Genomic DNA, 24,537 nt, shown 5'->3' on the forward strand with positions numbered 1-24,537 from the left:
GAAGTACCGGCTGGCGGCTTCAACATTGGTTATGCGGCATTCCACCTTCCACACATCGATGATCTACCCTATAGGACGCGGATAAAAAATTGTCCGTACAACACAACAGGGAAGTGGTATAGAGCAAAATGCGCAGATGTATATGGATTATCCCCGCCTGTGGCGGCCTGCTGTTTTCAGGGATCGGCACGGCCCTGCCCCTATATGAATCCGATCTGGTATCCCTTCACATCAACGGCTACCTGACGGCTCATCAAATCAATATCGACGGTAACACGGAACTGATCGACGGCGCCTCGCGGCTCAGTTTAAAACTGGAGACACCCGCGTACGATCAATGGAATGTCGGGTTCTTTCTCGAGTGGGGCCTTCTGGCCGTTTCCCCCGATCAGGAAATCGTCATATCCGGTGACCAGCAGGCGGAATCCGGCGAGATCGCAGACCCGCTCTACATCCGTCACGGCAACGCGTTTGCGCAACATGACTTTTGGGGCGACTTCCGTGTCGGCAAGCAGTGGTCGGTTTACTACGACATCGCCTATATCACCGATTGGTACAACGTATCGGGCGCACTCGCCAGCGGTGCCTTTGCCTTGGGGGGAGATGGCGGCGTCACCGGTACTGGGCGTGCCGACGCGGCTCTCACTTGGCGCAAACGCTGGAAAGGTTTCGGCGGCGAGTTTCAAATAGGCCTACAGTACGCCGCGCACGCGGGAAAACTGGACTATATGGTGCAAGATGCCAGGGGGCCGGACACACTGCTCGTATGCCCGACAGATGACTGCGAGTACGGCATTTCACGCGGCGCCTCCCTAACCTACACGGTGGATATCGGCGATGGGCTGTTTCTCGGCACTGCGTACAACCGGGTGAACCTGGATCTCTTTACGGAAGATGGCATGCTGTTCGATATTTCCGACCCGGCCTTTCCTGTACTGATCCGCGACGACGAAGAAATTAACGAAAGCGGAAATGATTTCGCCTTTATCGGCGGTATCGCCTACGGTAAGGGCCCCCTGGAAGAAGGGCTGTATGCCGCCTTTAACTGGCACCGCTCCCACAACAATGAAATCGCCCCGCCGAACTCAACCATGGGTGTCCTCAATTTTTTCAACGCGATCGGCTCTGAGTCCTACGTCAGCTGGACCTGGGGCGCCTTGAACTGCTACTCCATCTACGGTGGACACAACCTACTGAAATCCTATGACGACGACGAGTTTGAAGAGGGGCTGGTGACAGGGGATAAATACCGCCTGGCCAAGTACTTCCTGGGATTTAACTACAAGTGGAATTCCCACGTACGCCTCTATATCGAAGGAGGTATAGACGACAGTAACCGGGTGGCGGAATCCTCCGGTGACTTTATCGCGGCGGGCGTAAGGGTCGACATCTGATAAGCTAGCGGACCGGAGTTCGACGCAAGAGGATTGACCTTTGGCCCGCATCATTCTATTGATCGCCGTCGGTATCTTTGCCTGGCTGGCATGGCAAAAATTCAAAGCCAGCGCTCCGCGCGAGCGCCGCAAATTGTTGCTGCAATGGCTGCTGATCGGTCTGGCGCTAGCGGCGGTGCTGCTCGCCATTAGCGGCCGCCTGCACTGGGTTGGCGCCGCCGTGGCAGTCGCATTGCCGTTGGCCGGGAAAGCGCTCGGCTGGCTCGGCCGCCACCTGCCGTGGCTGGCACCGCTGTTGGCCCGCCACGCCCAGGCCAGAAAAGAGCAAACTGAGCGGAACGGCGGCGATACCGACCGCCAGCCGCCGCTAACCGCCACCGAGGCGCGCCGCATACTCAATGTTGGCGAAAACGCCAGTCGCGCTGAAATTATCGATGCGCACCGCAGGTTGATCCAAAAATTGCACCCGGACCGGGGAGGCAGTGATTATCTGGCCTCGCGGGTCAATGCCGCAAAGGAGTTGCTACTGCGCGACCTTTAGAAACCGCAGGTACATTCGCTGCCTGGCACAGAAACCTCTGCAGGCCCCAGTAACTCACGCGCCTTCCATCACGCTGGATACGCCTAAGGAACCTCTGATTAAGTCACTTTCTGATGGCAGAGGCGCTTCGGGGGCGGATGTGAAGCTCAGGTGATAGGACGGGCATTTCGAAACCGTCGGATACAGGGATGTATCCGTCGGAGCTACAGAGAAGTACTCGTGCGTTTTCGAAATGTCCGTCCTATTGCCTGAGCGCCCCGGAAGCTACCAGAGTGTTCACGCGAATTAATCAGAGGTTCCCTAAGGCAACATACAGAGCAGGTGGATATAGCGCGCCAGCTGCCGGTAAGGTTCCACACGGGAATAAGCCAGCTCCTTTTCCACGATCGCCGCCGCGGGCAGGCGGTCGCGCATTTCCGGCGTCATAAAATCGTGGAAACAGCGAATGCCACTGTGGGCGACAACCGCGAGCCCCGCCTGGGCCACCCAGTCCCCCACCCATTCCAGCAACAGCGGATTCTGCGGCGTAAGGCTGCCAGGATGGCCGCCCCAATGCCCCGTTTCGATATTGTGGTCCAGCTGCCGGAAACTGCCCCGCTGCAGCAAACGGAATTCCAAGGCGCGCCGATTGTAGAAGGTCAGGGACAGATGCCCACCGGGTTTCAGCAGCGCGCGCAAACGGTCGATCGCTTCCTTGGGCCGTGCCAGCCACTCCAGCACAGCGTGGCAGATCACCAGATCGGCGTTTTGCAGCTCCGGCAATTCCGCCAACTCCTGCAGTGGCCGCTGCAACAGGGTCACCCGTTCCTGCAGCTGCCGCTCCTGCAACTGTTGCTCGGCTTGCGCCAACATCTGCGCGGAAATATCGGCCAGGAAAACGCGATGCCCGGCGGCGGCCAGATCCATCGCGAACTGCCCCTGACCGCCGCCGGCATCAATCACCTTCAGGCTCGGCCCGCCCTCCTCGAGCAATGGCGCCAAATCGCGGTTCAGCACGGCCAAGCGGATGTCCCCTTTGAGACCACCGTAGATGCGGTTGCGAAAGCGGTGCGCCAAATCGTCAAAATTGCGGTCTGAGGTCATCCGGGATAGACCTCCGCAGTTTTATCCGCGCAGCGGCGTCGGTTTTCGGCAATCTTTTCGGCCAGAGCCTTCTCCATATCCACGTCCAGTATCGCGGCCAATTTCATCAGGTACATCTGGATATCCGCCAGCTCTGCCGCCACCTCGCCCGCTTCCGGGGTGCGCATCATAGCCTCTATTTCCCCGTCACTGCGCCACTGCAAGTGCCGGCACAACTCGGCGACTTCCACGAACAGCGCCATGGCCAAATTCTTCGGCTTGTGCAGCGGCTGCCAGCCGCGGCGGCGGGCAACGTCGTCAAAGGCTGCGAGGATCGTATTGCTATCCATTTACTTATCCCATCGCTGTTCCATTGCGCGCCCCTTCGCGGCCAGTATGGCCTGGAGAGTGCGTGAACGGAATTCCCGCTGGTAGAGCACCCAGACCACCATCAGATAGCAGGCGATAAAAAGCACCGGATGAATAAACCAGCCCATGACCGCCATCGCAAAGTAATAGGATCGCAGGCCATAGTTATAGCTGTGCCCAGCCTGATCAATCACCTTGGCGGTACTGATGGCAAAGCGGCGCCGCTCCTCCTCAGTAATGTCATCGGCATCCGCTGGCGGCGCGGCGCCCATCAGCACATTGGCGAAAGAGTACTGGCGCAGGGACCAGGTGAAATTGAAAAACGCAAAGATAAAAATGAGCACTAACAGCAGTATCTTCAACTCGAACTGCTCCGCGGTTTGCTCGCCGAACGGCAGGCTGCTCAACACCTCTATCGCGGCCTTGTTTGCGGAAAGCGCCGTCACCAAACCCGCCAGGATCAGAATACTGGTAGAGGCGAAAAAGCCGATCACCCGTTCGAGGTTGCCGATAATGGCGGCATCCGGCATGCGCATATCCCGCTGTAGCATGCACAGCATCCACTCCACCCGATACCACTGCAAGGACGAAGACAGGGACCAGGTCACTTTCGCCTTCCTACGCGCAAACACGGTATAGCCCGCCCAGGTAATCATAAAGCCACTGACGCTAGCGATATCCAGCCAAGTCAACGCATTACTCCGTCTTCGTCTACAGTTATGCTCGGTCTACTCGAGTATCGCCAGTTTCAGTCATAAATTAAAGGCGTCGCGATACTTGGCCACCAGTGGGAGAACGCAGACCGCTTGCCGACGATCCCGTAAAATTACCCCTCCGCGATCTTTGTGCAGCGAAGTCTTGGCCCAGCCGACAACCGTGTCAATACTGTTATTCCCCGCGGGGCAAACGGTAGAATAGTGTCCCAATGCCGGCTTGGCCGGCCGCAGAATTTGCATAAATCAACGGAGCTGTCTTTTGAGCAACTCACACCCTGCTTTCGAACTGGTTACCAGCGCGGAAATCGAATCTCTCGGTGTACGCGTGGAAGAGTACCGCCACATCAAGACCGGCGCCCAGCACCTGCATATCGCCGCAGACAATCCGGAGAACGTCTTCCTGGTGGCGCTGCGTACTGTCCCCCAGGACTCCACCGGTGTGGCCCATATTCTTGAGCACACGGCGCTTTGCGGCAGCGAAAAGTACCCGGTGCGCGATCCTTTCTTCACTATGATACGGCGTTCCCTGAACACTTTTATGAACGCCTTTACCAGTTCGGATTGGACCGCCTACCCCTTTGCCAGCCAAAACCGCAAAGACTTCAACAACCTGCTCGACGTCTACCTGGATGCGGTCTTCTTCTCCCGCCTCGATCCGTTGGATTTTGCACAGGAGGGCCACCGTCTGGAGTTCGCGGAGATGGACAACCCGGACAGCGAGCTGGTTTACAAAGGTGTGGTCTACAACGAAATGAAGGGCGCCATGAGCTCTGTCGGCTCTCAACTGTGGCAGACACTGAGCAAATACCTCTTCCCCAGCACTACCTACCACTACAACTCCGGTGGCGATCCGGCGGATATCCCCAAGCTCACCTATGAGCAGCTGGTGGATTTCTACCGTTCCCACTATCACCCGAGCAACGCTATCTTCATGACCTTTGGCGATATTCCCGCCGCGGAACACCAAGCGGTGTTCGAGGAAAAAGCGCTGCACAAATTCGAACCATTGCAAGAGACCATATCCGTCGGGCGCGAAGACCGCTACCTGGCACCGCTGCGCGTCGAGGAGCACTACCCACTCAACGAGGAATCTCTCGAAAAGAAAACCCATATTGTGCTCGGCTGGCTGCTCGGTGACGTCACCAACCTGGAAGACGTACTGACCGCCCACCTGATATCCGGCGTGCTACTGGACAACAGCGCTTCACCACTGATGAAACTGCTGGAGACCACGGACCTGGGGACCGCCCCGTCGCCACTGGTGGGGCTGGACGACTCCCAGCGCGAGCTGGTCTTTGTCTGCGGCATTGAAGGCAGCGAACGGGACCGCGCCGACGAGCTGGAAAAACAGATACTCGCCGTGCTCGAGGAAGTGGCCGAGAAAGGGCTGCCCTACGAACAGGTGGCCGCCAGTCTGCACCAACTGGAACTGCACCAACGCGAAATCACCGGGGACGGCTATCCATACGGCCTGCAGCTGATACTGACCGCGCTAACCGGTGCCACCCACCGCGGCGACGCCATCGGCCTGTTGAATATAGACCCCACGCTGGAGAAATTGCGCGAACAGATCAAGGACCCCCGCTTTATCGCCGATAAGGTGCGCCAACTGCTGGTGGAAAATCAGCACCGGGTACGGCTGGTGTTGACGCCAGATAACAAGCTGGCCGAGCGCCGCGAAGCCGAGGAAAAAGCGCGTCTGGCGGCAATCAAGGCTGGCCTCGATGAAAACGAAAAACAGCGTATTGTGCAGACTGCCCGCGCTCTACAGGAGCGCCAGCAACAGGAAGACGACATATCCATCCTTCCCAAGGTGGGCGTCGAAGATATTCCCTCGCAACTCCCCGAAGTAGAAGGTGAAGAGGTTTCTCTAAGCGACCGGAAGCTCACCCGCTACAGCACAGGGACCAATGGACTCGTCTATCAGCAACTGATCTGCGCGCTGCCCGAATTCAGCGAGGAGGAAAAACAACTCCTGCCCTACTACTGCCAGATACTCTGCGAAGTGGGCCTCGGCAATAAGGATTACCTGGAAGTGCAGCAGTGGCAGACCCGCGTCGCCGGCGCCCTGCACGGATATACCAGCAGCCGCACCGCCATCGACAACTTGCAGCAGCTCTCCGGTCACTTCGTGCTCTCCGGCAAGGCCCTGGCCCGCAACCAGGCTGCACTTACCGAACTGATGCAGGCGACGGTGGAAGAAGCGCGCTTTGACGAACTCCCGCGCATCAAGGAGCTACTGCTGCAAACGCTGGCCCGGCGCGATCAGAGCGTCGTCGGCAATGGCCACGCCCTGGCCATGGCCGCCGCCAGCGCCGGCTACAACCGCGCCGCCTACGAAAGTCACGCCAGCGGCGGCCTGCTGGGTCTGCGCCAGCTGAAGACCCTGGTCCGCGATATCGACCGCGAGCAGGCCCTGGAGAATCTCGCGGCCACTCTGAGGGACATTCACAATAAAATTCTCAAGGCCGAGCGCCAGTTCCTTTTGATCGGCGAAGGCGACAGGCTGCAGGATTTCAGTCGGGTACTGGCGCCCCTCGCCGCCGCACCGGCCCTTGCTGCAGCGGATCCCAACGCCCCCTTCGATCCCCGCCAGACGCGGGAATTGTGGGTCGCCAACAGTCAGGTCAACTTCTGCGCAAAAGCCTATGCCACAGTGCCCTTCACCCATCCGGATGCCGCGCCACTGGCTGTACTGGGGGGATTCCTTCGCAACGGCTTCCTGCACCGGGCCATCCGCGAACAAGGTGGCGCCTACGGTGGCGGCGCCAGTCACGACAGCAATATCGGTGTGTTCCGCTTCTATTCCTACCGCGATCCACGCATGGCCGGAACCCTCAAAGACTTTGACGCATCCCTGCAGTGGCTCGCAGAGGAGCCCCACAAAGAGGAACAGGTGGAAGAAGCCATACTGGGCGTGGTGGGCGCTCTGGACAAGCCCGGCTCCCCCGCTGGCGAAGCCAAGAAAGCCTTCCATTCCGCGCTTTACGGTCGCACCCATCAGGTGCGCCAGGAATTCCGCCGCCGGGTGACCGAGGTGCGCCTGGAGGATCTCAAGCGAGTTGCCGACACCTATCTCTCTCCGGACAGAGCAAGCACCGCAGTCGTTACCGGACAAGCGGGACGCGCGGAAGGGCTGGATCTCGGCCTGACGGAGGAGAAGCTTTGATGGGGCGAAACTCCGACCCGCAGAATCACGGGACCGCAATCCGACGCGACAATATCTACGCGAGCCCACTTGGCGAGGTGAGCGGCTTTACCTTCGACCAGTCCGTCGTTGACGTTTTCCCCGATATGATCCAGCGTTCGGTGCCCGGTTACACCACCATAGTGGCGATGATCGGCACTCTGGCCGAGCGCTATGCCCAGGCCGGCAGCCGCTGTTACGATCTGGGCAGCTCCCTCTGCGCGGCCACCCTCGCCATGCGCCACCGGATTCCGGCGGCGGATTGCGAGATTATCGCCGTGGACAATTCCGAAGCCATGGTGGAGCAAGCGCGCAAAGTGCTGGCGGCGGACAGCGGCAGGATACCGGTGCAGCTGATCTGTGACGATCTGCAAAATGTGCGGATTGAAAACGCTTCCGTGGTGGTGCTCAATTTCACCCTGCAGTTTGTCCCGGTGGCGGATCGCCTGTCTATCGCGCGCAAGATTTACGACGGCCTGCGTCCCGGCGGCATACTGATCATCTCGGAAAAGGTGGACTTCACTGACCCGGACCACCGCGAACTGATGATCGATCTGCACCACGCCTTCAAACGTGCCAACGGCTATAGCGAACTGGAAATCGCCCAGAAACGCACCGCGCTGGAAAACGTGTTGATCCCGGAAACCCTCGATACCCACCGCGAACGTCTGAAAGCCGTGGGCTTCACTAGCGTGGACGTCTGGTTTCAGTGTTTTAATTTTGCCTCTCTTATTGCGATTAAAGCGAAGCCGACGCCCTCACATAGCGGCGCTAGTGACGCCAAGGAGCCTCTGATTCAATCCCCATGAGCGCTGTAGCTGATTCCGGGCCCTTCGGGCCCCGAAGTATCTTTACCGCCAGGACGCGACTTCTTCAGAGGTACCCTAATCGATGATCGACTACACTCCGCTCTACGCCGCCCTTCAGCATATTCCCGAGCTGCGCCCCTGGCTGGCACAACTCCCGGCACAAGTGGCCGAGGGCCTGAGCCCGCACCGCTGGGGCGACCTGCCGGACTGGCACGCGGCCCTCAGAGCACTGCCGGACATTGCCCCATCCACCATCGACGTACAATGTGCGGTAAGTATCGGCAGTGCAGAAGACGCCTCTCCAGAACAATTGGCGGAACTGGAGCAACAGCTGCGCAAACTGCACCCCTGGCGCAAGGGGCCCTGGGAAGTATTCGGCCTCACCATCGACACCGAGTGGCGCTCGGACTGGAAGTGGGACCGGGTGTTGCCGCACCTGGCGCCACTCAAGGATCACTTGGTACTGGATGTCGGCTGCGGCAACGGCTACCACTGCTGGCGCAGTTTCGGCGCCGGCGCACGGCGGGTGATGGGCATCGACCCCTCGGCAAAATATGTGGCGCAGTTTTACGCTCTGAAAAAATACCTGGGCGAAGATCAGCCAGTGGACTTACTGCCTCTCGGCATTGAGGCCCTGCCCCCCAGATTGCGCGCTTTCGATACCACCTTTTCCATGGGCGTGCTCTACCACCGCCGCTCGCCGATGGATCACCTGCGCGAACTGCGCGAAACTTTGCGCCCCGGCGGTCAGCTGATCCTGGAGACGCTGGTCATTGAAGGTGAATTGGGCGAGTGCCTGGTTCCCGAGGGGCGTTATGCCAAGATGCGCAACGTTTGGTTTATTCCCAGCTGTGCCACTTTGGAGAGCTGGCTGCGCAAATGCGGCTTTGAAAATCCACGCACAGTGAACCTCAACACGACCAGCATTGAGGAACAGCGTCGCACCGACTGGATGCATTTCGAATCTCTGGCGGATTTTCTTGACCCCAAATCGCCACACAAAACCATTGAAGGGCATCCGGCGCCTCTACGGGCCGTTGTGGTCGCAAACGCGACCTAATAGTCAGAAACTGTTGTAAGCGCCTGCGATTTTGCCGGCGCTTCCCTCATCCAAGCAGGATTCTGTACGCGTAAATGCGCTAGTTTCAGAGTTTTCTATCTTTTCCTCGCCTGCCTCTTGATCAGTGCCGCACGACTGGCACAGTCTGCGCTCAAATGGTGCATTATCCGGGTGTCCAGCCCCGAGAGCGTTTATGAGCATTAGCGTATTTGAACTTTTTAAAATCGGCGTTGGCCCCTCCAGCTCCCATACCGTGGGGCCCATGGTCGCCGCCCGCCAATTCGTCCACGACCTGGATAAACGCGGGCAACTACAGGCAGCCGAGCGGGTGCAAGTCCACCTGTACGGGTCGCTGGCCCTGACCGGTGTGGGTCATGGCACCGACATGGCGGTGTTGATGGGCCTTCTCGGCGAGGCACCGGATACCATCGATGTGGACAGTATCGACGACAGGCTTGAAGCCATAGCGCGGGAAAGCCAATTGGCACTCGGGGGCAGCCACCCCGTTACCTTTGATCGCAACCGGGACCTGATCTTCCACGGCGACCAATTCCTACCGCAACACGCCAATGGCATGACCTGCCAGGCCTACCGGGGCGGCGAGCTGCTGTTCGAACGCAGCTATTTCTCTATCGGCGGCGGTTTCGTGCTATCGGAAGAAGATTTCGCCCACAAAGAGGAAATCGCCACCTTGCTGCCCTTTGACTTCAGCTCCGCCCGCCAGCTGATGGAATTGTGCGACAAACACGGCTGGACCATTGCCGAGCTGGCCATGGCCAACGAAAAAGCGTTTCGCAGTGAGCGGGAAGTAACCGATCGTCTGTGGCATATCTGGCAGGTGATGGACGCTTCCATCCAACGCGGCTGCCGCCGTCAGGGCATACTGCCGGGCGGTCTCAATGTGCGCCGTCGCGCGGCTGAGCTTTACAGGGAACTCAGCGGGCAATCGGAGGAAGAGCGCAGGAGCGGTCTCGCTATTCTCGACTGGGTCAGCCTCTATGCCCTTGCGGTCAACGAAGAAAATGCGGCCCGCGGGCGGATCGTCACAGCTCCCACGAACGGCGCCGCCGGCGTGATTCCCGCGGTTATCGCCTACTATGTCAATTTTGTCCACGACCCAGCGGTGCACGGCGACCTGAAAGATCAGGTGGTCAAATTTCTGCTCACCGCTGGCGCCATCGGCATGCTGTACAAGAAGAACGCCTCTATTTCCGCGGCGGAAGTAGGCTGTCAGGGAGAAATCGGCGTGGCCTGCTCCATGGCGTCCGCGGGTCTGGCAGCGGTTCAGGGCGGCAGCAACCAGCAGATAGAAAACGCCGCCGAGATCGGCATGGAGCACAACCTGGGCCTTACCTGTGACCCCATCGGCGGCCTTGTACAAGTGCCCTGTATCGAGCGCAACACCATGGGATCGGTCAAGGCAATCAACGCCGCACGCCTGGCACTGCGGGGAGACGGCGCTCATGTTGTCCCGCTGGACAGCGTTATCGAAACAATGCGCCAGACGGGTATCGATATGCAGAGCAAGTACAAGGAAACCGCTCTCGGCGGACTGGCGGTAAACGCGGTGAACTGCTAGGAAGCCTCTGATTAATTGGCTCCTGGACGACAAAGAGATATATCACACAAATAAGAAGCTCAGGTGGTGGGATGGATATTTCGAAACCGTCGGATACAAGGAGGTATCCGGCGGAGCTACAGGAAAGTACTCGTGTGTTTTCGAAATATCCACCATTACCTGAGCGCCCCGGAATCAACGACTGTGCTCAGGTGAATTAATCAGTGGCTCCCTAGAGAACTTCTGATGCGTTTAATTCCTGTCGGTAAAGAGACTTCAGAGCCTGAGCGTCTCGATACTAACTACAGCACTTTTGCACATAAATCAGAGGTTCCCCGAGCGGCAATCCCCTCGATTGGTCACCATTGTCCCGTGTTCCCACACGGCATTACCAACGGTCAAGTCGGTATACCGTGCTTGGTATAGATATCAAAGCGCCCCGACTTACCCTGCAGTGACAGGGCAGGTTTTTTACCGGCCAGGAAGGGGGCGACACGCGGACGCTTGACCACCACCCGGTAATAGCAGGCGGCATAGGCCGGCGCCAGCAGTGCGTCCGCGTCCTCGTCAGAACCGACTAACTGATGAAAAGCCGCCATCTCCTTTTTCACTTTGGCACTTTTGTCCCGCGCGGGGAACATCGGGTCCAGATAGACTACGGGTATTGAGTTCGCCGGCTGCTGCGCGAGCCAATCCAGCGCAGAAATTGGCCGCTCCTCCAAGGTCATGCGCGCGGCGATTTCAGCCAGTGTCGGATCTTCGCTCGCCGCCCGCCGCAACCTTTCCAATCCATCCCGTAACAGTGCGCGCACAACCGTATTGCGCTCCAGCATATGCACTGCACAACCGAGAGACGCCAGCACAAAGGCATCCCGCCCCAAGCCTGCGGTCGCGTCCACTACGCGCGGACCAAATCCGCCCCGTATCCCCACCGCCTTGGCGATCTGCTGTCCCTTGCCACCGCCATACTTGCGCCGGTGCGCCAGCGTGCCACCGACAAAATCCACCAGTACCGGACCGGGTGCCTTGCGCCCGGTAGCGCACAGTTGCAACTGCGCACCCAGCTGCAGCACATAAGCCGGCTCGGCGATATCCACCGGATCTACGCAGTCCAAACAGGGGATTTTCAACTCGTCCGCCAGTGCCCGGGCCTCGGGCAAGCATTCGGCCGCACCGGCGACCAGGGCCAATGGATTTCTCACATCCTGTCCAGAGGTTGTTTCAGAAGAGCGGAATGCTAACCCGGCTCGGCGAGCCACTCCAGCGCCCGCGTATAGTCCGCCGAGGGAAAAGGCCGGACCTCGGCACTGACGAAATGGTCGACCAGGCGCGGCATATAACCGAGCAGGCCGTGATCGGAGACCACCGCGATCCGGTGAATATAGCGGTGGTGATCGCGGACAAATTTACAGTGACAGACAAGCGTGGCAAAACTCTCCCAGCCGGCAAAATCCCTCGCATCAACCAAGAGCCCGTTCAGCCGGCCATACTCGCTGATTACCGGGTCCACCTGAGCTGCCAGTATCCGGAAATCTTCTTCCTCCAGAGGGCCCGAGGGCCGCACTTCGAGTACTTTGTGTCCCCAGTGCCAATTATGATCAATCATCTGTCACGGTATAGCGGAAGCCGCGACGGGTGCGCGGCTTCCACTGACTGTGGTGAAATTAAAGTATCAGTTCTGCGGTTCATCATCACTGTCGCTGTCAGAACTCTCATCACTGTCGGTGTGCTTGCCCCGCAGCTTGTCCGCCGCATCTTCAGCGGCCTTCTTGGTGGCATCACCAGCGTCCTTCACCGCCCGTCCGGCATCTTCCGCAGCGTCGCCGACAGCCTTTCCGACATCCTTGGCAGCTCCCTCCGCTTTATCCATCAACGAGGGATCACTACTCGCTCCCGGCGGCACAGTATCCGGCCGATCGGATTCCTGTGGCATATCTGTGCCCATGCCATCGGGTGGTGTCTCAGTATCAGTTGGAGGGGCGGTGTTGTCCGGTGGAGTGGTATCCTCCATATGTTGTTCGGTTCCGGGCTTATCGAGCGAATCATAGGCATCTTTGGCCTTGTGATCGCCGCCGCGCGACATAAAGTAACCGATAATCAGCAGCAAGATTATCAGTGGAAGCAAAAGCTTTTTCATAAACCCACCTATTGACCCCTGGCTGTTGCGTATTGAGACTTTTGTAGCGAGGCATGCTGCAGCACCGGACCCCGGTGGCCAACAGTAACTCTGCACCCTCCACTCGCCCCTTGACGCCAAGCCGTTCTCCGCGATACGCGGGTTGGCAAAAGAAGTTGACGCCAATATTGATAAGAATAACTCGGCCTTTGGGTTCTTCAAGGAACATGCTTCCCCTTGTTCAGCACCAATTGCTATTAAAAAAAGCGAAATTACAACAAGAGGATTTATCAGTGTGCAGTGCTGGGAAACAAAAAACCACTAGCTACGGCACTTTGTTCCCGGGAAGCTTCAGTGCGTTACACCCTGGGGGTGAAGATCCGCTTCAGCCACACCAAAAAGTTATCTGATAAAGCGACAGAGAAAATTCCGCGGGCTTTCCACCAGCCCTCTTTGCCAGCACACAGCGAAGGAGATAAGCGGGTGAACCAACACTCGCCCTGTCCACCCGCATAAGTATCCAGGGGCTCTACCCCTGTAGCTGAAACTGTTTTAAACGCGCCAGCAGGGGCGCGGCCTCGGACTCTTCCATCACAGCATCACAACCGCGCAGCTGCAGGCGGCCCTTGCTGTCCGGACTGGCAAATATCAGGTACCGGGCGCCCTTTTCCAATTTCTTGTCACAGGACTCAAAGCCGAGCCGGAAAGCGATCAAACCATCGGCCTTACCCTTCCAGACCCGCATGGAGGTGGCTGAATAGACGTAGCCAGAAATGGCTACCATGCCCGGTTCGGACAGGGCGTTATCCACATCCCGGTGAATAGCGTTAATCTGCACCTGCGCGACCAGCTCCGCTTCCGCAAAACGCTCAGCGAGCGTGTCACCGTTCTCAACCTGCGCCGCCGCAAAAAGGGGCGCGATCAACATCGCCAAACCGAGGAAAATTGCCCTTGCGGACAGGCGCCTTCCACTTCCGTTGTTATCCACTCCACGCCTCCTTATCTTGTCTTGCGCCCACAAAAAAGGGCACCAGAGTGCCCTTTGTTCCCGTGTTATTTGAGCGGCAACAGCTCCAGCTCCACCCTGCGGTTGGCTTGGCGGCCAGACTCTGTGTCGTTGCTGGCAATGGGGTAGCGCTCTCCGTAGCCCACCGCTTGCACGCGGCCTGCCGCAACCCCACGGCTGACAAAGAAGTTGGCAACGGAATTGGCGCGGCGCTCACTCAGTGTTTGGTTATAAACATCAGAACCTGTGCTATCGGTGTGACCACTGACGCGGATTGCGGTCTGGTCAAACTCCTTGAGTACCAGAATGACGGAGTCCAGGGTGTCATAGAAGTCGGAACGAATATCCGCGCGGTTGGTGGCAAAGGTAATGTTGCCCGGCATAATCAAACGGATGTTGTCGCCTTCACGCTGTACTCGTACGCCAGTTCCCTCCAGGCGTTGGCGCAACGCCATTTCCTGACGATCCATATAGTAGCCGATACCACCGCCGATGGCCGCACCGCCCAGTGCGCCGGTAATAGCGCCCTTCTCACGGTCTTTTTTGCTGGCGGTAGCCGCACCGACGATGGCTCCCGCCACGGCACCGATACCGGCCCCCTTTGCGGCGTTACTGGTCTTGCTCTCCCCGGTGTAAGGATCCAGCGTGGTACAGCCTACCAGCGAGCCCAGTGCGAGAATTGCTACCATTTTTTTCATCTAAGACTCTCCTAACGCTTTTTTTCGATGAAATGTGTCGAGTGAGGGGAAGTATGCCGGATACAGCTGTCTGGCAGCTGAATCGCCCCTTCATTTCGGTAGCGAAGCCTATGGCGAAAAAGCAGGCACGTCTACTGCTTACCGCTCAAATCTCGACGGCAGAAGTGTCAGGGATTGTTAAGATGCCGTCGACCCATACGCCACCCGAAGCGCGCTCTTTCTTCCACAAATTCTGTGGATAACTCTGTGCAAGAACCGCTTAATGTCAGCGCTAGCCAGCGAAATTTCTTACCCTTAGCGAATCGAACACTTTTTAACCTTTTTAAATTTTTCCTTATAAATCAGTAGCTTACGTCGTATTAAAGTGCTTTCGTACCACTTTGGCGCAAGCTGAGGATAAACACGCACAATTGCCAAATACATGTGGAAAAAATTTTGTCAATACTTGACTTCCAGGTGGGAAATAAATTTTTAAGAAAAATTTATGATTAGATGACAGTGGACTATAGCGTGCTGGTAATTAAGGTACGTTTGTACCAATCAGAAATCCCCCTGGCGACTACTCATTCTGTCGTCTCCGCTTCCGCGCAGGGATAACACACGTGCCGAGTATCACGAGGCTGAAACTTTGCCCCCTCGGACACAGGCCCTGAGCGATGGGGAAGAAAAGATGCGTTTTCCCGCTATCCCCCCTTGGCCCGAGCGCGCGAAAGCGGCATAGCTCCCGTGTGAATTCAGCAGAAGATCCTAAGGAGCCTCAGATGAATTCACCTGAGCACAGTCGTTGGTTCCGGGGAGCTCAGGTAATGGGATGGATATTTCGAAAACGCACGAGCACTCTCCTGTAGCTCCGCCGGATACCTCCTTGTATCCGACGGTTTCGAAATATCCATCCCACCACCTGAGCTTCTCATTTGGGTGATATGTCTCTTTGTCGTCCAGGAGCCAATTAATCAGAGGCTCCCTATCCCTAATAGTGCGGCGGCTTTTCGTTCCGGCTACCGGCGCCACCTTGTATCTCAAACGTCAGATCCCGGTACTTTTCCGCCAGCTCACGCACTTGTGCCACCAGCTGCCGGATATCCGCATCCTGTGCGGCAATCACATCGTTGAGCTGCCCCAGGAGGTCCTCCTGGAAGGCAACGCGGCTCTCCAACTCCTCCACCCTCGCCGACAATTCCGCCATACGTTGTTCCATAACCGTACCGCCCTTCACAACAATTGATACAGGTGTTCCACCAAACGCACCGAACGCCGATCCATAAACAGGCTTTGGCCCAGGCGCGTGGTGACATACCCGCAGCCGAGGCCCCGATCCGGATCGGCGAATCCGACACTGCCACCGGCACCGGGATGGCCGAAGCCGTGCTCGCCGCCAAAGCGCAGATCCGCAGCCCTGCCACTGAGGATATAACCGCAACCAAAACTCACTTCTGCTTGCAGCACCGCGTCGCGCCCGCGACTCTGTTCCCGCCCGGCCTCTTCCACCAGCACTTTGGGCAGAGTCCGCGGTTGTTCTGCAGCGAGATCCCCGTAGATTGTGGCCAGGTCACGGGCACTGAAGTGACCGTTGGCGGCAGGTATCAGTGCACCGCGCCACTCGGCACTGTTGGTGCCCATCATCAGGCTCATGGGATTGGTAAAGGCCATGGCCACCGGACCCTTGCGATCCTCCTTGATCGCCCGGCCCACGGCATTCTCACGCAATTCAGGCAACGGCTGTTTGAGTGGCCCCACATCCGCAATCCGGCTTGATTTATGGCCCACGGCGCCGAAGCCCCCATCCAGATCCAGGGTCCCCCCCAGCCCTTGCCGATACAGTTGCAGCAGTCCGGTGGCGGCGACACGCTCGAGCAGACCGCCGAGACTCCAGCCGTATAGGAATGGCGCATAGCCCTGCTTGCTGCCGGGCTCCCACCAGGGTTCGGTAGCAGCCACCTGGGCACAGGCCCCGGGCCAGTCATAGATCAGGCTGTCAGCAACCTTTTCGCGGAATGCCACCAGGCCCGCGCGGTGGCACAGTAACTGCCGCGCAGTAACTTGCGCCTTGCCGGCCGCGGCAAACTCAGGCCAGTAATCCGCCACTGGCCGATCCAGATCCAGCCTGCCCTCTGCCACCTGCTGCAGTACCAACAGCGCCAATACCCCTTTAGAAGAGGAGAAAACATTGGCCAGAGTATCTTCGGTATAGGGAGTTTCACCGTTGCGGTCCGCGCTACCCGCCCACAGGGACACGACCAGTTCACCGTGCTGACGCACCGCAAAAGCTGCACCGCTGTCGCCGCACTCGCGGAAATTGGCGGCAAAGGTATCGTACAGCGGCTCCAAACCGGGGGCGCAAAAACCATAGATCTCCATGGGTCTCCATCCTGCGGGGTAAAATGAGGCGCAATAGTAGTTTCTTCCACAGCCCGGCTCAAATCGTTAGCATGGCGCCGAATCAACTGGGAACACAACAATGAGTGAACAAAAGGCAATACAGGATCAGATCCCGGGCAACCACTGTTTCGGCTGCGGCCCGGAAAATGAACGGGGACTGCGCATCAAAAGCTACTGGGATGGTGAAGATAAAACCCGCTGCGAGTTCCTGCCGCTCCCCCATCACAATGCGGGCCCACAGCAATACCTAAACGGCGGTATCATAGCCACCGTAATCGATTGCCACACGGTGTGCACAGCCATCGCCGATGCCTACCGGCAGGCGGGACGAGACCCGGGCACAGGAGACAAAATCTGGTATGCCACCGGGAAACTGGAGGTGAACTACCGCGCACCGGCAGCCATCGACAAGCCGGTCATTCTCGAGGCAACCATCATCGAACGCTCAAATCGAAAAACGCTGCTGCACTGCACCCTCTACAGCAGTGGACGCGTTTGCGCCACGGCCGAGGTGGTGGCAGTGCGGGTGCCGGACAACTGGTAATCCGGGCGCGGCAGTGCCGTAACGATAGCGCAAATGCGACGGCTACAGCTCCGCATGGAGGTCCTCCAACTTGTAGCCACAGTACTTACAGTACTCCGCATCCCGATCGTGCCCCGCCCGGCTGCAGTTATCGCAGCGGCGCAGACTGCGTTCCTGATGCAGCTCGGAAGCCAGTTCCGCGGTCACTATGCCGGTGGGCACGGCAATAATGGAATAGCCGATCAACATGGTCATGGAGGCAATCGCCTGCCCCAGCACGGTGTGTGGCGAAATATCGCCGTAGCCCACGGTGGTAATGGTCACAATGGCCCAGTAAACGCTCTTCGGGATACTGGTGAAGCCGTGTCCGGGGCCCTCCACCAGGAACATCAGCGCACCGAATATCACACACATTACCAGTACGCTGGCGTAAAAGACCAATATCTTGCGCCGCGCCAGGCCAAATGATCGCAACAGCACATTGGCATCGCGCAGATAACGCACCAACTTGAGCACACGGAATATGCGCAACACCCGCAACAACCGCACAACCAGCAGATAGCTTGCTCCGGTGTACACCAGTGCCAAATAACTCGGTAATATCGCCAGCAGATCGACAATACCGTAAAAACTGAAGATATAACGGCGGCGCTCCACGGCACAGTAGATACGCAAGAAGTACTCGACGGTAAACAAAGCGGTAAAAAACCACTCGAGCGCAAAGAGGGTTTCACCGTAACGGCCGGCAATGCGCTCCACCGAAGCCAGCAACACCAGCCCGACACTGACCAGGATGGCCCAGATCAAAAAAACATCGAAGTTTCTTCCGGCCGGTGTATCCGTACCGAAAATCACCTCATTGAGCCATTTTCGTCTACCTGTCAGTGCCATGGTTCCTCCGGAAAAAACCGCACTATAGCGCCGGCGCCTTTTTACCGGAAGCGACAGGTGACAGACCCGGCCTGGTACCGTACCCTTGCGCGGTCGAAAACGGGTGAAATAGTGGTTGCCATGAAAAAAGAAAGCCGCCTCGTCTACTCCACCGACCGGGGGCGCATCAAGGAAACGTCTAAAACGGAAATCCGCCGCGAGGGCGATGGCGTAGTGCGCATCCAGCGTGAAACCAAGGGGCGCAAAGGCAAAGGAGTAACCTGTGTGCGCGGCCTCGGCGGCACCGATGCAGAACTGAAGCTGCTGCTGGCGGAGCTGAAGAAACGCTGTGGCTGCGGCGGAGCTCTCAAAGACGGGGTGATCGAGATCCAGGGCGACAAGCGCAGCGAAGTCAAAGCCCTACTCGAGGCGAAGGGTTTCACAGTGAAGATGGCGGGCGGCTGAAGCCGCCTCTACACCTGCTTCACCAAGCGCAGCGGGCGAATCTGCAGCGCCTGCTCTCTTTTCAGGCAGAGTTCCACCAACCGCGCCAACTGTATCCGGTAGTGTTCGTAAATGGCCGCACAGGCATTCTTGCTTCTGAGTTCCAGTGCCTGCAAAGCATCCACGAGTTCCTGGCGCCGCTGCGGCAGTGCCATTGACGCAGTGTCACCCAGGCGCTCCCGCAGCGCCGTATCCAGGCCCAGAGCGCGCAGATCCGCGGAAGCCTTTACCGCTGTGAGGAGCCCCTCCAGCGCCTGCCCCGCCATTAAAAAATATTTTTGTACCAGTTCGCGCTGAGCGGCTTGGAGAGACAAGCGGTCGATCATCAGGCTAAGAATGTCCACGTAGCTCTCCAACTTCTCCAATCGCAGCGCCAGATCCGAATAGGCGCGCAATGCCGCAAGCTGCCGCTGGGCCGGCTGCCGCTCAGCTGCGGACATGGATTGTAGCGCGCGCTGCACGCGCAAAAAGAAAACCCGGTGAATCTGCGTTAACTGTTGCTGCAGCTCTCCCCGCTGGACCCGGTTGTCGCGGATACATTCCTCCGCCGCCGCCGGCGTGGCACCGCTGAGGAAGAACGCCCGCGGATCGATCTTTTCCTGAATTTTGATCAGGCCTGTGCCCAGCTGCATGGCCGCGCCGCGTGCACGCAACTCCTCGCCGCGCTGTTCCAGCTCCCGCAGCTCGACCAGCTTGCTCCGCAACCAGTCAACCGTCTCTTGCAAATCCATCGACTGCATCGTCTCACCCGCGGGCAGCTCCAGCGCCAGGAAGCGGCGCGGGGGCATTTGATTGAAGTACTCTCCCAATACCTTTTGCGCCTGCTCCGCCTCCTTGCTGACGCAGAGCAGCTGCCGGTTTTCCACTGGGCGTGCCCCATCGGGAGCCACCAAAGCACTGACCGCCTCGGCAGCGGCCTCGGGGTTGTCAAACAACTTGCGGAAGGAAAAATCCCGCCCGACCAGCGGTTGCAGATTAAGCGCCTCGACCGCGGCAATACGGTCGTTGTCAGGCGGCTGGGTAACATCCCAGGCATCGCTGGTCTGCGCCATTGCCAATTCGATATTGGAGCGGGTCTCGCCGTCGAGGTTGTTCAATATCCAGTGCACCGCCTCGGGGTAATCCCGCAGCCGCTGCCCTGATACCGATGCCTCGCGGTTGATTTCCGATACGAGCAACTCCGCGTGAATCAACTGGTGCCACTTTTCCGCGAAATGGGCATAGCCTTCGCTGCCGAGTATTTGCGCGGCCCAGGCATCGCCCCTACGCACCAACAGACGCGCAAGAGCCCCCGTCAACAGGCGGTGCCATTCACACAAGCGATCCACCAGGGGCAGTAGTACCCCACCACAGGCAGCGAAGAAAGTGTGTAGTGATTTGAGCCCACGGGGCTCCCCCTTGGGAGCGAGTATATGGCGCTCGTTTTCCAGCGCCCACTGCATTTGCTGCAGTCGCCGTGCGCTATCCAGTACCAGCCAAGTGGCAAGCCCGCTCAACTGGCCCCGGTAAATCCCCAGTGCCTGGGCGACCAGGGCCAGCATTTCACCACCACTCAGCGAGCGCACCGCTGCCAACCCGATGTTGAGAGGCAGTCGCTGGTGGCGAATATCCGTCAGCCCGGGCTGCGTCAGCACCTCTACACCGGCAGTTACGGATATGCGGTCCGCGACTGGCAGGCCGGCCTTTTCGGCCAACACCTCCAGTAAAAGGTATAAACCCGGCGCCTCCTGCCGCTTCAGCGGCACCGCGCGCCACTCCGGCTGCGCCAGACGCCGACCGGCAAAAAAAGGCCAGACGAAAAGTGCTGCGACAAATGCGGCCATCAATATCGCAAACAAACTACCGACAGCGGTGAGCGCACTGAATTGCCCCGCAAAAACCGCCTGGGGAATCCGCCACAGCGCGCTTGCCGCGCCGTATGCACACACTCCCGCCAAAAAAACAAACAGCGCCGGAACCAGTGCCGCCGGGAAGAGCCCCAGCAACAGCTGCATTTTTTCCGCCGGAGACTCGCTCACGGCCGGTGACGCTTCGACAAATAGCGCATCGATCTGCGCTCTGGCACTGTCGCGTGGCTTCTCTGCCGAAGGCGCCGCCGCCGTAGGGGAGTCCGGCTTGACCCGCGCCGCTTTTTTTACTGACTGGGCGGAGGCTCGCGCCCGCCGCTTCTGCGCGAACTGCATCCGCGCAACCAGTGCTCGGTTATCAAACTTTCCGGCCGGAAACACCTCCACTTTGAGGCCGATTTGCTGCAGCCGTACGCGGTATTCCAGCGCTTGTTTCGACGATAGTTGGTCCTTGATCACCCAACCCTTGAGCAACAACCTACGCGCCTGGGACAGAGGAATGGAAAAAGCCTGTGCCGCATCCCGCAGCACCTCCTCCGGCGCCCTGGCACGCAGCGTCTTTCCCGCGGAAACCAGCTGATATTTTTCCTGCCCGGACATTGCGCGCTCCCCAGACAATAAGTGACAGGCAGTGTCACATTTGAACCGAATGAGCGGCGGAGCCTAATGGATTCCGCCAGCATAGGGTGAGCACTGGTTCTCAACGGAATGGCCACTGGCGGCGTTTTTTACAAAAGCCGGTGGGGCGCACAGATTCAAAGAGAAAAAAACCCGTCTTTACTGAGTAGCACGCCCCATGCACGACGTGAAAATACACACGGAGAGGGGCTTCCCCATACGCCGCGCTGCTACACACACGCCTCTCTTTCGAGGAGCCCACATATTGATCCGCGCGCGCACTAAAGTAGATGACCAGCGACCGCCTCCCCAACGGCTTGTATTGCCTGCCGGCGACCGGCAGAATTCGCCGCGAACCGCCCCAGGCAAAAAAAGGAAGCAACCCCATGAGCGACGCCACCGCAGTAAAAACCGCTCCATTCGGCAGCTGGAGATCCTCCATAGATGCGGATCTGCTGGTCCAAGGCAGTGTGCGCCTGAGTGAAGCCAGCCTGGTGGACGGGCGCTACTATTGGCTGGAATCCCGCCCGGCGGAAAAGGGCCGCTCTGTGCTAGTGCAGTTTTCCCCGCAAGAAGGCAGGCGCGATGTGCTCCCGGCGCCCCTTAGTATCCGCTCCAAAGCGCACGAATACGGCGGTGGCAGCTATTTGGTCGACGGCAACACCGTCTACTTTGTACTGGCGGACGACCAGCAAATCTACCGCATGGATTTGAACAGCCAGCTGCCAGAACCCATTACCGCGGAAAACAACAGCCGCTATGCTGATCTCACCCTCGACCGCAAACGCAATCGCCTATTGTGCGTGGAGGAAGACCACACTCCATGCGCCCGAGGCGGACAGCCGGTGGCACGCATACTGTCCATTGATCTGGACCGACCACTGCAGAATGCACCACGCATTCTCGCTCAGGGCGCCGACTTTTATTCCAATCCCCGACTGAACCCCAAAGGCGACCGGCTCTCCTTTCTGCGCTGGCACCACCCGGACATGCCCTGGGATGCCACTGAACTCTGTGTGGCCGAACTGGATGCCGATGGAAACGTAAGTGATGTCGCCCAGGTCGCCGGTGGCAGCGGGGAATCGATTTTCCAGCCACAGTGGTCCCCGGAGGGGGAGCTGTTTTATGTCTCGGACAAAAGCAACTGGTGGAACATCTACCGCCTGGGCAGCGAGCGTCCACTGTGGGAAAAAAAAGCCGAATTCGCCACACCGCAGTGGGTATTCGGTATGTCCACCTACGGTTTTCTAACCTCAGACGAAATCCTGTGCACTTTCACCGAAAGCGGCCGCTGGCAATTGGCAACCATCGATATTCACAGCGGCGAGCACCGGCTGCTGGCACTCCCCTACTGCGACATCGAAAGTGTCCGCTGTGAAAGCCACAGCGCCGTGATGATCGCCGCTGGCGCCGATCGCTTCCCGGCGGTGGTGTCCTACAACAGCCACAGCGGTAAATTCGAGACCATCGCCAGCAGCAATAACACCACTCTGCAACCAGCGCTTTTCTCCATTGCCCAAGAAATTGAATTCCCCGCTGGCGGACGCAGTGTGTACGGCTTTTACTATCCGCCACACAATCCGGCCTACACAGCGCCGGAAGGTGAAAAACCACCGCTGATTGTATTCAGCCATGGCGGTCCCACCGGAGCCACCTCCGCCGGGCTAAATCTGAAAATCCAGTACTGGACCAGCCGCGGCTTTGCCATTCTGGATGTCAACTATTCCGGCAGCACCGGCTTTGGCCGCGCTTACCGGGAACGTCTGCGCGGCAGCTGGGGAATCACCGATGTAGAGGACGTCTGCGCCGGGGCTGAATACCTGGTCGCCAAGGGGCTGGCGGACCCGGAGCGGCTGTTGATCAAGGGCGGCAGTGCCGGCGGTTACACGGTACTCGCGGCACTGACTTTCCACAATACATTTAAGGCCGGAGCCAGTCACTATGGTATCGGCGATCTCACCACACTGGCTCGGGACACGCACAAATTCGAATCCCGTTATCTGGACAAGTTAGTGGGCCCCTGGCCGGAAGCGGAAGCCATTTACCGAGAACGGTCGCCGATCCAACACGTGGAACAGCTGAACTGCCCGGTAATCTTCTTCCAGGGTTTAGAAGACAAGGTAGTGCCTCCCAGCCAGGCGAAAACCATGGCCGATGCGCTGAGACGGCGCGGTATACCGGTGGCTTATATTACCTTCGCAAATGAAGGGCACGGATTCCGCAGTGGCGAAAACATAAAAATGTCACTGGAAGGCGAGCTGGAATTCTACAGCCGCATTTTCAATTTCCCTCTGCCGGAATCCGGCCCCGGCATTACCATTGAGAACCTGTAATAACGAGTAATACACAATGGCAAGATGGAGACCACCGCGCCCGCGCGGCTCCCGCTATATCACACCAGAAGGCGCGCGGCGTATGCGCGCTGAACTGAAACAACTGTGGGAAGTGGAGCGACCCCGCGTTACCCACGCTGTCAGCGAGGCCGCCAAGCTGGGGGATCGCTCCGAAAATGCGGACTATATCTACGGCAAGAAACGCCTGCGCGAAATCGACAGCCGGGTGCGTTTCCTCACCAAGCGGTTGGAGGAAGTCACTGTGGTGGACCGCATCCCGGAAGATACGGAAAAGGTCTTCTTCGGCGCCTGGGTAACTCTCGAAGACGACGAGGGCAATAGTAAAACCTACCGCATCGTCGGCCCTGACGAATTCAACGTAAAGGCTGGGTTGATCTCCATGGACTCCCCCGTGGCCCGCGCCCTGCTGGGCCGACGTCTCGACGACGAGGTGGAGCTCAAGAACAGTGACCGTTGGACTCGCTACTACATTGTAGATATCCGCTACGAGCAGCCCGACAAGACATAGATACTCCGCAGGCTGCCCGCCACTGAACCCCGATGGTTCTGTTCTTACCGGCCTATCCAGCGGCTACGAAAAAAAATCATTTCGCGCCCTTGAAAAATTCGATTTCACACCCACATCTCGCCCCTGTATGCGCCCCGAGGAGGCGCGCACATCTTTTTACCATTTGATTTTTTATGATCTTTACGGAGGTTGTATGGAAAAATCATCTGGTCACCCAAACCACTTCATGACGTTTTCCTTTGGCGGGGATTCCACTCCCGCAACGAATCCGCCCTAGTTGATCTCCGGAGCCGACCTTTTTTCGACGGCCTCCACTTTCTGTAGTCCCTTCATTTGCCAACGGCGCACTGTCCTGATGGCCGCTGCTCCTTTGTGTTCAGCCGGGCCGTGTCCGCTCCGTGGCGAAAACAGGGAATCC

At 58.4% G+C, this 24,537-nt stretch carries 22 protein-coding genes; 10 read left to right on the forward strand and 12 right to left on the reverse strand.

The genetic code is table 11. The features are described 5' to 3' along the window. Positions 1-128: 128 nt before the first annotated feature. On the forward strand, positions 129-1,394 hold the full coding sequence (locus BM155_RS13315; RefSeq protein ID WP_074903666.1) for a porin family protein: 1,266 nt from the start codon (positions 129-131) through the stop codon (positions 1,392-1,394). Between the two features lie 40 nt (positions 1,395-1,434). Then, complete coding sequence (locus BM155_RS13320) at positions 1,435-1,935, forward strand: J domain-containing protein (RefSeq protein WP_067153034.1); 501 nt, start codon at positions 1,435-1,437, stop codon at positions 1,933-1,935. A gap of 300 nt (positions 1,936-2,235) precedes the next feature. On the opposite strand, the gene BM155_RS13325 is transcribed toward BM155_RS13320, so the two are convergent. From BM155_RS13325 to BM155_RS13335, 3 genes are read right to left on the reverse strand one after another with little or no spacing between them, the layout of a single operon-like run. After that, positions 2,236-3,018: a methyltransferase gene (locus tag BM155_RS13325; RefSeq protein ID WP_074903670.1), complete on the reverse strand. Its 783-nt coding sequence runs from the start codon at positions 3,016-3,018 to the stop codon at positions 2,236-2,238. Beyond that, positions 3,015-3,347 carry a nucleotide pyrophosphohydrolase gene (locus BM155_RS13330; RefSeq protein ID WP_067153029.1) on the reverse strand — a complete coding sequence of 111 codons (333 nt, stop codon included), beginning with the start codon at positions 3,345-3,347 and terminating at the stop codon, positions 3,015-3,017. The genes BM155_RS13325 and BM155_RS13330 overlap by 4 nt, the downstream gene beginning before the upstream one ends. Then, positions 3,348-4,058 carry a DUF599 domain-containing protein gene (locus tag BM155_RS13335; protein WP_231902492.1) on the reverse strand — a complete coding sequence of 237 codons (711 nt, stop codon included), beginning with the start codon at positions 4,056-4,058 and terminating at the stop codon, positions 3,348-3,350. A 283-nt stretch (positions 4,059-4,341) separates the two neighbouring features. Here BM155_RS13335 and BM155_RS13340 point away from each other — a divergent pair, with 283 nt between their 5' ends. The 4 genes from BM155_RS13340 to BM155_RS13355 all read left to right on the forward strand — a co-directional run bounded on the left by BM155_RS13340 (position 4,342) and on the right by BM155_RS13355 (position 10,717). Continuing rightward, positions 4,342-7,251, forward strand: coding sequence for an insulinase family protein (locus BM155_RS13340; RefSeq protein ID WP_074903673.1), 2,910 nt, complete (start codon positions 4,342-4,344; stop codon positions 7,249-7,251). Next, on the forward strand, positions 7,251-8,078 hold the full coding sequence (gene cmoA / locus BM155_RS13345) for a carboxy-S-adenosyl-L-methionine synthase CmoA (protein ID WP_067153025.1): 828 nt from the start codon (positions 7,251-7,253) through the stop codon (positions 8,076-8,078). Before BM155_RS13340 ends, cmoA begins: the two co-directional genes overlap by 1 nt. An 82-nt stretch (positions 8,079-8,160) precedes the next feature. Continuing rightward, a complete protein-coding gene (gene cmoB, locus BM155_RS13350; protein ID WP_074903675.1) occupies positions 8,161-9,138 on the forward strand; it encodes a tRNA 5-methoxyuridine(34)/uridine 5-oxyacetic acid(34) synthase CmoB in 978 nt (325 codons plus the stop codon). Between the two features lie 193 nt (positions 9,139-9,331). Continuing rightward, positions 9,332-10,717, forward strand: coding sequence for an L-serine ammonia-lyase (locus BM155_RS13355; protein WP_067153021.1), 1,386 nt, complete (start codon positions 9,332-9,334; stop codon positions 10,715-10,717). Positions 10,718-11,094: 377 nt separating this feature from the next. Here the strand turns inward: BM155_RS13355 and BM155_RS13360 are convergent, their stop codons facing one another. From BM155_RS13360 to BM155_RS13390, 7 genes are all read right to left on the reverse strand, one after another. Then, a complete protein-coding gene (locus BM155_RS13360) occupies positions 11,095-11,898 on the reverse strand; it encodes a class I SAM-dependent methyltransferase (protein WP_067153019.1) in 804 nt (267 codons plus the stop codon). 35 nt (positions 11,899-11,933) lie between these two features. Next, the gene (locus BM155_RS13365) at positions 11,934-12,302 is read right to left on the reverse strand and encodes a SpoIIAA family protein (protein WP_067153017.1); all 369 of its coding nucleotides are present in this window, start codon (positions 12,300-12,302) and stop codon (positions 11,934-11,936) included. 66 nt (positions 12,303-12,368) lie between these two features. After that, entirely contained in the window at positions 12,369-12,833 is a 465-nt protein-coding gene (locus BM155_RS13370) for a hypothetical protein (protein WP_067153015.1), read from the reverse strand. 508 nt (positions 12,834-13,341) lie between these two features. Next, a complete protein-coding gene (locus BM155_RS13375) occupies positions 13,342-13,800 on the reverse strand; it encodes a hypothetical protein (RefSeq protein ID WP_139223270.1) in 459 nt (152 codons plus the stop codon). Between the two features lie 65 nt (positions 13,801-13,865). Continuing rightward, positions 13,866-14,516: a YiaD family glycine zipper/OmpA-like lipoprotein gene (locus BM155_RS13380; protein WP_074903676.1), complete on the reverse strand. Its 651-nt coding sequence runs from the start codon at positions 14,514-14,516 to the stop codon at positions 13,866-13,868. 970 nt (positions 14,517-15,486) lie between these two features. After that, entirely contained in the window at positions 15,487-15,714 is a 228-nt protein-coding gene (locus BM155_RS13385; RefSeq protein ID WP_067157650.1) for a SlyX family protein, read from the reverse strand. Positions 15,715-15,728: 14 nt separating this feature from the next. Continuing rightward, entirely contained in the window at positions 15,729-16,874 is a 1,146-nt protein-coding gene (locus tag BM155_RS13390; protein WP_067153008.1) for a serine hydrolase domain-containing protein, read from the reverse strand. 100 nt (positions 16,875-16,974) lie between these two features. Between BM155_RS13390 and BM155_RS13395 the strand changes: the two genes are divergently transcribed. After that, positions 16,975-17,439: a PaaI family thioesterase gene (locus tag BM155_RS13395; RefSeq protein WP_067153006.1), complete on the forward strand. Its 465-nt coding sequence runs from the start codon at positions 16,975-16,977 to the stop codon at positions 17,437-17,439. 42 nt (positions 17,440-17,481) lie between these two features. On the opposite strand, the gene BM155_RS13400 is transcribed toward BM155_RS13395, so the two are convergent. After that, a complete protein-coding gene (locus BM155_RS13400; protein WP_067153004.1) occupies positions 17,482-18,309 on the reverse strand; it encodes an ion transporter in 828 nt (275 codons plus the stop codon). A gap of 120 nt (positions 18,310-18,429) precedes the next feature. Between BM155_RS13400 and yciH the strand changes: the two genes are divergently transcribed. After that, positions 18,430-18,753: a stress response translation initiation inhibitor YciH gene (yciH, locus tag BM155_RS13405; protein WP_067157648.1), complete on the forward strand. Its 324-nt coding sequence runs from the start codon at positions 18,430-18,432 to the stop codon at positions 18,751-18,753. 8 nt (positions 18,754-18,761) lie between these two features. Here yciH and BM155_RS13410 read toward each other — a convergent pair whose 3' ends face one another. Continuing rightward, entirely contained in the window at positions 18,762-21,239 is a 2,478-nt protein-coding gene (locus tag BM155_RS13410; protein ID WP_074903678.1) for a M48 family metalloprotease, read from the reverse strand. 404 nt (positions 21,240-21,643) lie between these two features. Here BM155_RS13410 and BM155_RS13415 point away from each other — a divergent pair, with 404 nt between their 5' ends. Beyond that, a complete protein-coding gene (locus BM155_RS13415; protein WP_074903836.1) occupies positions 21,644-23,590 on the forward strand; it encodes a S9 family peptidase in 1,947 nt (648 codons plus the stop codon). Between the two features lie 16 nt (positions 23,591-23,606). Next, the gene (greB, locus tag BM155_RS13420; RefSeq protein ID WP_067152999.1) at positions 23,607-24,119 is read left to right on the forward strand and encodes a transcription elongation factor GreB; all 513 of its coding nucleotides are present in this window, start codon (positions 23,607-23,609) and stop codon (positions 24,117-24,119) included. The last annotated feature ends 418 nt before the right edge of the window (positions 24,120-24,537 follow it).

It is taken from the genome of Microbulbifer thermotolerans, from assembly GCF_900112305.1.
GTDB classification, from domain to species: domain Bacteria; phylum Pseudomonadota; class Gammaproteobacteria; order Pseudomonadales; family Cellvibrionaceae; genus Microbulbifer; species Microbulbifer thermotolerans.

Excerpts from the sequence above, each read along its gene's own strand:
- BM155_RS13415 (WP_074903836.1), top strand. The coding sequence starts at position 21,644 with ATGAGCGACGCCACCGCAGTAAAAACCGCTCCATTCGGCAGCTGGAGA.
- greB (WP_067152999.1), top strand. The coding sequence starts at position 23,607 with ATGGCAAGATGGAGACCACCGCGCCCGCGCGGCTCCCGCTATATCACA.
- cmoB (WP_074903675.1), top strand. The coding sequence starts at position 8,161 with ATGATCGACTACACTCCGCTCTACGCCGCCCTTCAGCATATTCCCGAG.
- BM155_RS13325 (WP_074903670.1), bottom strand. The coding sequence starts at position 3,018 with ATGACCTCAGACCGCAATTTTGACGATTTGGCGCACCGCTTTCGCAAC.
- BM155_RS13330 (WP_067153029.1), bottom strand. The coding sequence starts at position 3,347 with ATGGATAGCAATACGATCCTCGCAGCCTTTGACGACGTTGCCCGCCGC.
- BM155_RS13380 (WP_074903676.1), bottom strand. The coding sequence starts at position 14,516 with ATGAAAAAAATGGTAGCAATTCTCGCACTGGGCTCGCTGGTAGGCTGT.
- BM155_RS13385 (WP_067157650.1), bottom strand. The coding sequence starts at position 15,714 with ATGGAACAACGTATGGCGGAATTGTCGGCGAGGGTGGAGGAGTTGGAG.
- BM155_RS13390 (WP_067153008.1), bottom strand. The coding sequence starts at position 16,874 with ATGGAGATCTATGGTTTTTGCGCCCCCGGTTTGGAGCCGCTGTACGAT.
- BM155_RS13395 (WP_067153006.1), top strand. The coding sequence starts at position 16,975 with ATGAGTGAACAAAAGGCAATACAGGATCAGATCCCGGGCAACCACTGT.
- BM155_RS13370 (WP_067153015.1), bottom strand. The coding sequence starts at position 12,833 with ATGAAAAAGCTTTTGCTTCCACTGATAATCTTGCTGCTGATTATCGGT.
- BM155_RS13365 (WP_067153017.1), bottom strand. The coding sequence starts at position 12,302 with ATGATTGATCATAATTGGCACTGGGGACACAAAGTACTCGAAGTGCGG.
- BM155_RS13410 (WP_074903678.1), bottom strand. The coding sequence starts at position 21,239 with ATGTCCGGGCAGGAAAAATATCAGCTGGTTTCCGCGGGAAAGACGCTG.
- BM155_RS13315 (WP_074903666.1), top strand. The coding sequence starts at position 129 with ATGCGCAGATGTATATGGATTATCCCCGCCTGTGGCGGCCTGCTGTTT.
- yciH (WP_067157648.1), top strand. The coding sequence starts at position 18,430 with ATGAAAAAAGAAAGCCGCCTCGTCTACTCCACCGACCGGGGGCGCATC.
- BM155_RS13355 (WP_067153021.1), top strand. The coding sequence starts at position 9,332 with ATGAGCATTAGCGTATTTGAACTTTTTAAAATCGGCGTTGGCCCCTCC.
- cmoA (WP_067153025.1), top strand. The coding sequence starts at position 7,251 with ATGGGGCGAAACTCCGACCCGCAGAATCACGGGACCGCAATCCGACGC.
- BM155_RS13400 (WP_067153004.1), bottom strand. The coding sequence starts at position 18,309 with ATGGCACTGACAGGTAGACGAAAATGGCTCAATGAGGTGATTTTCGGT.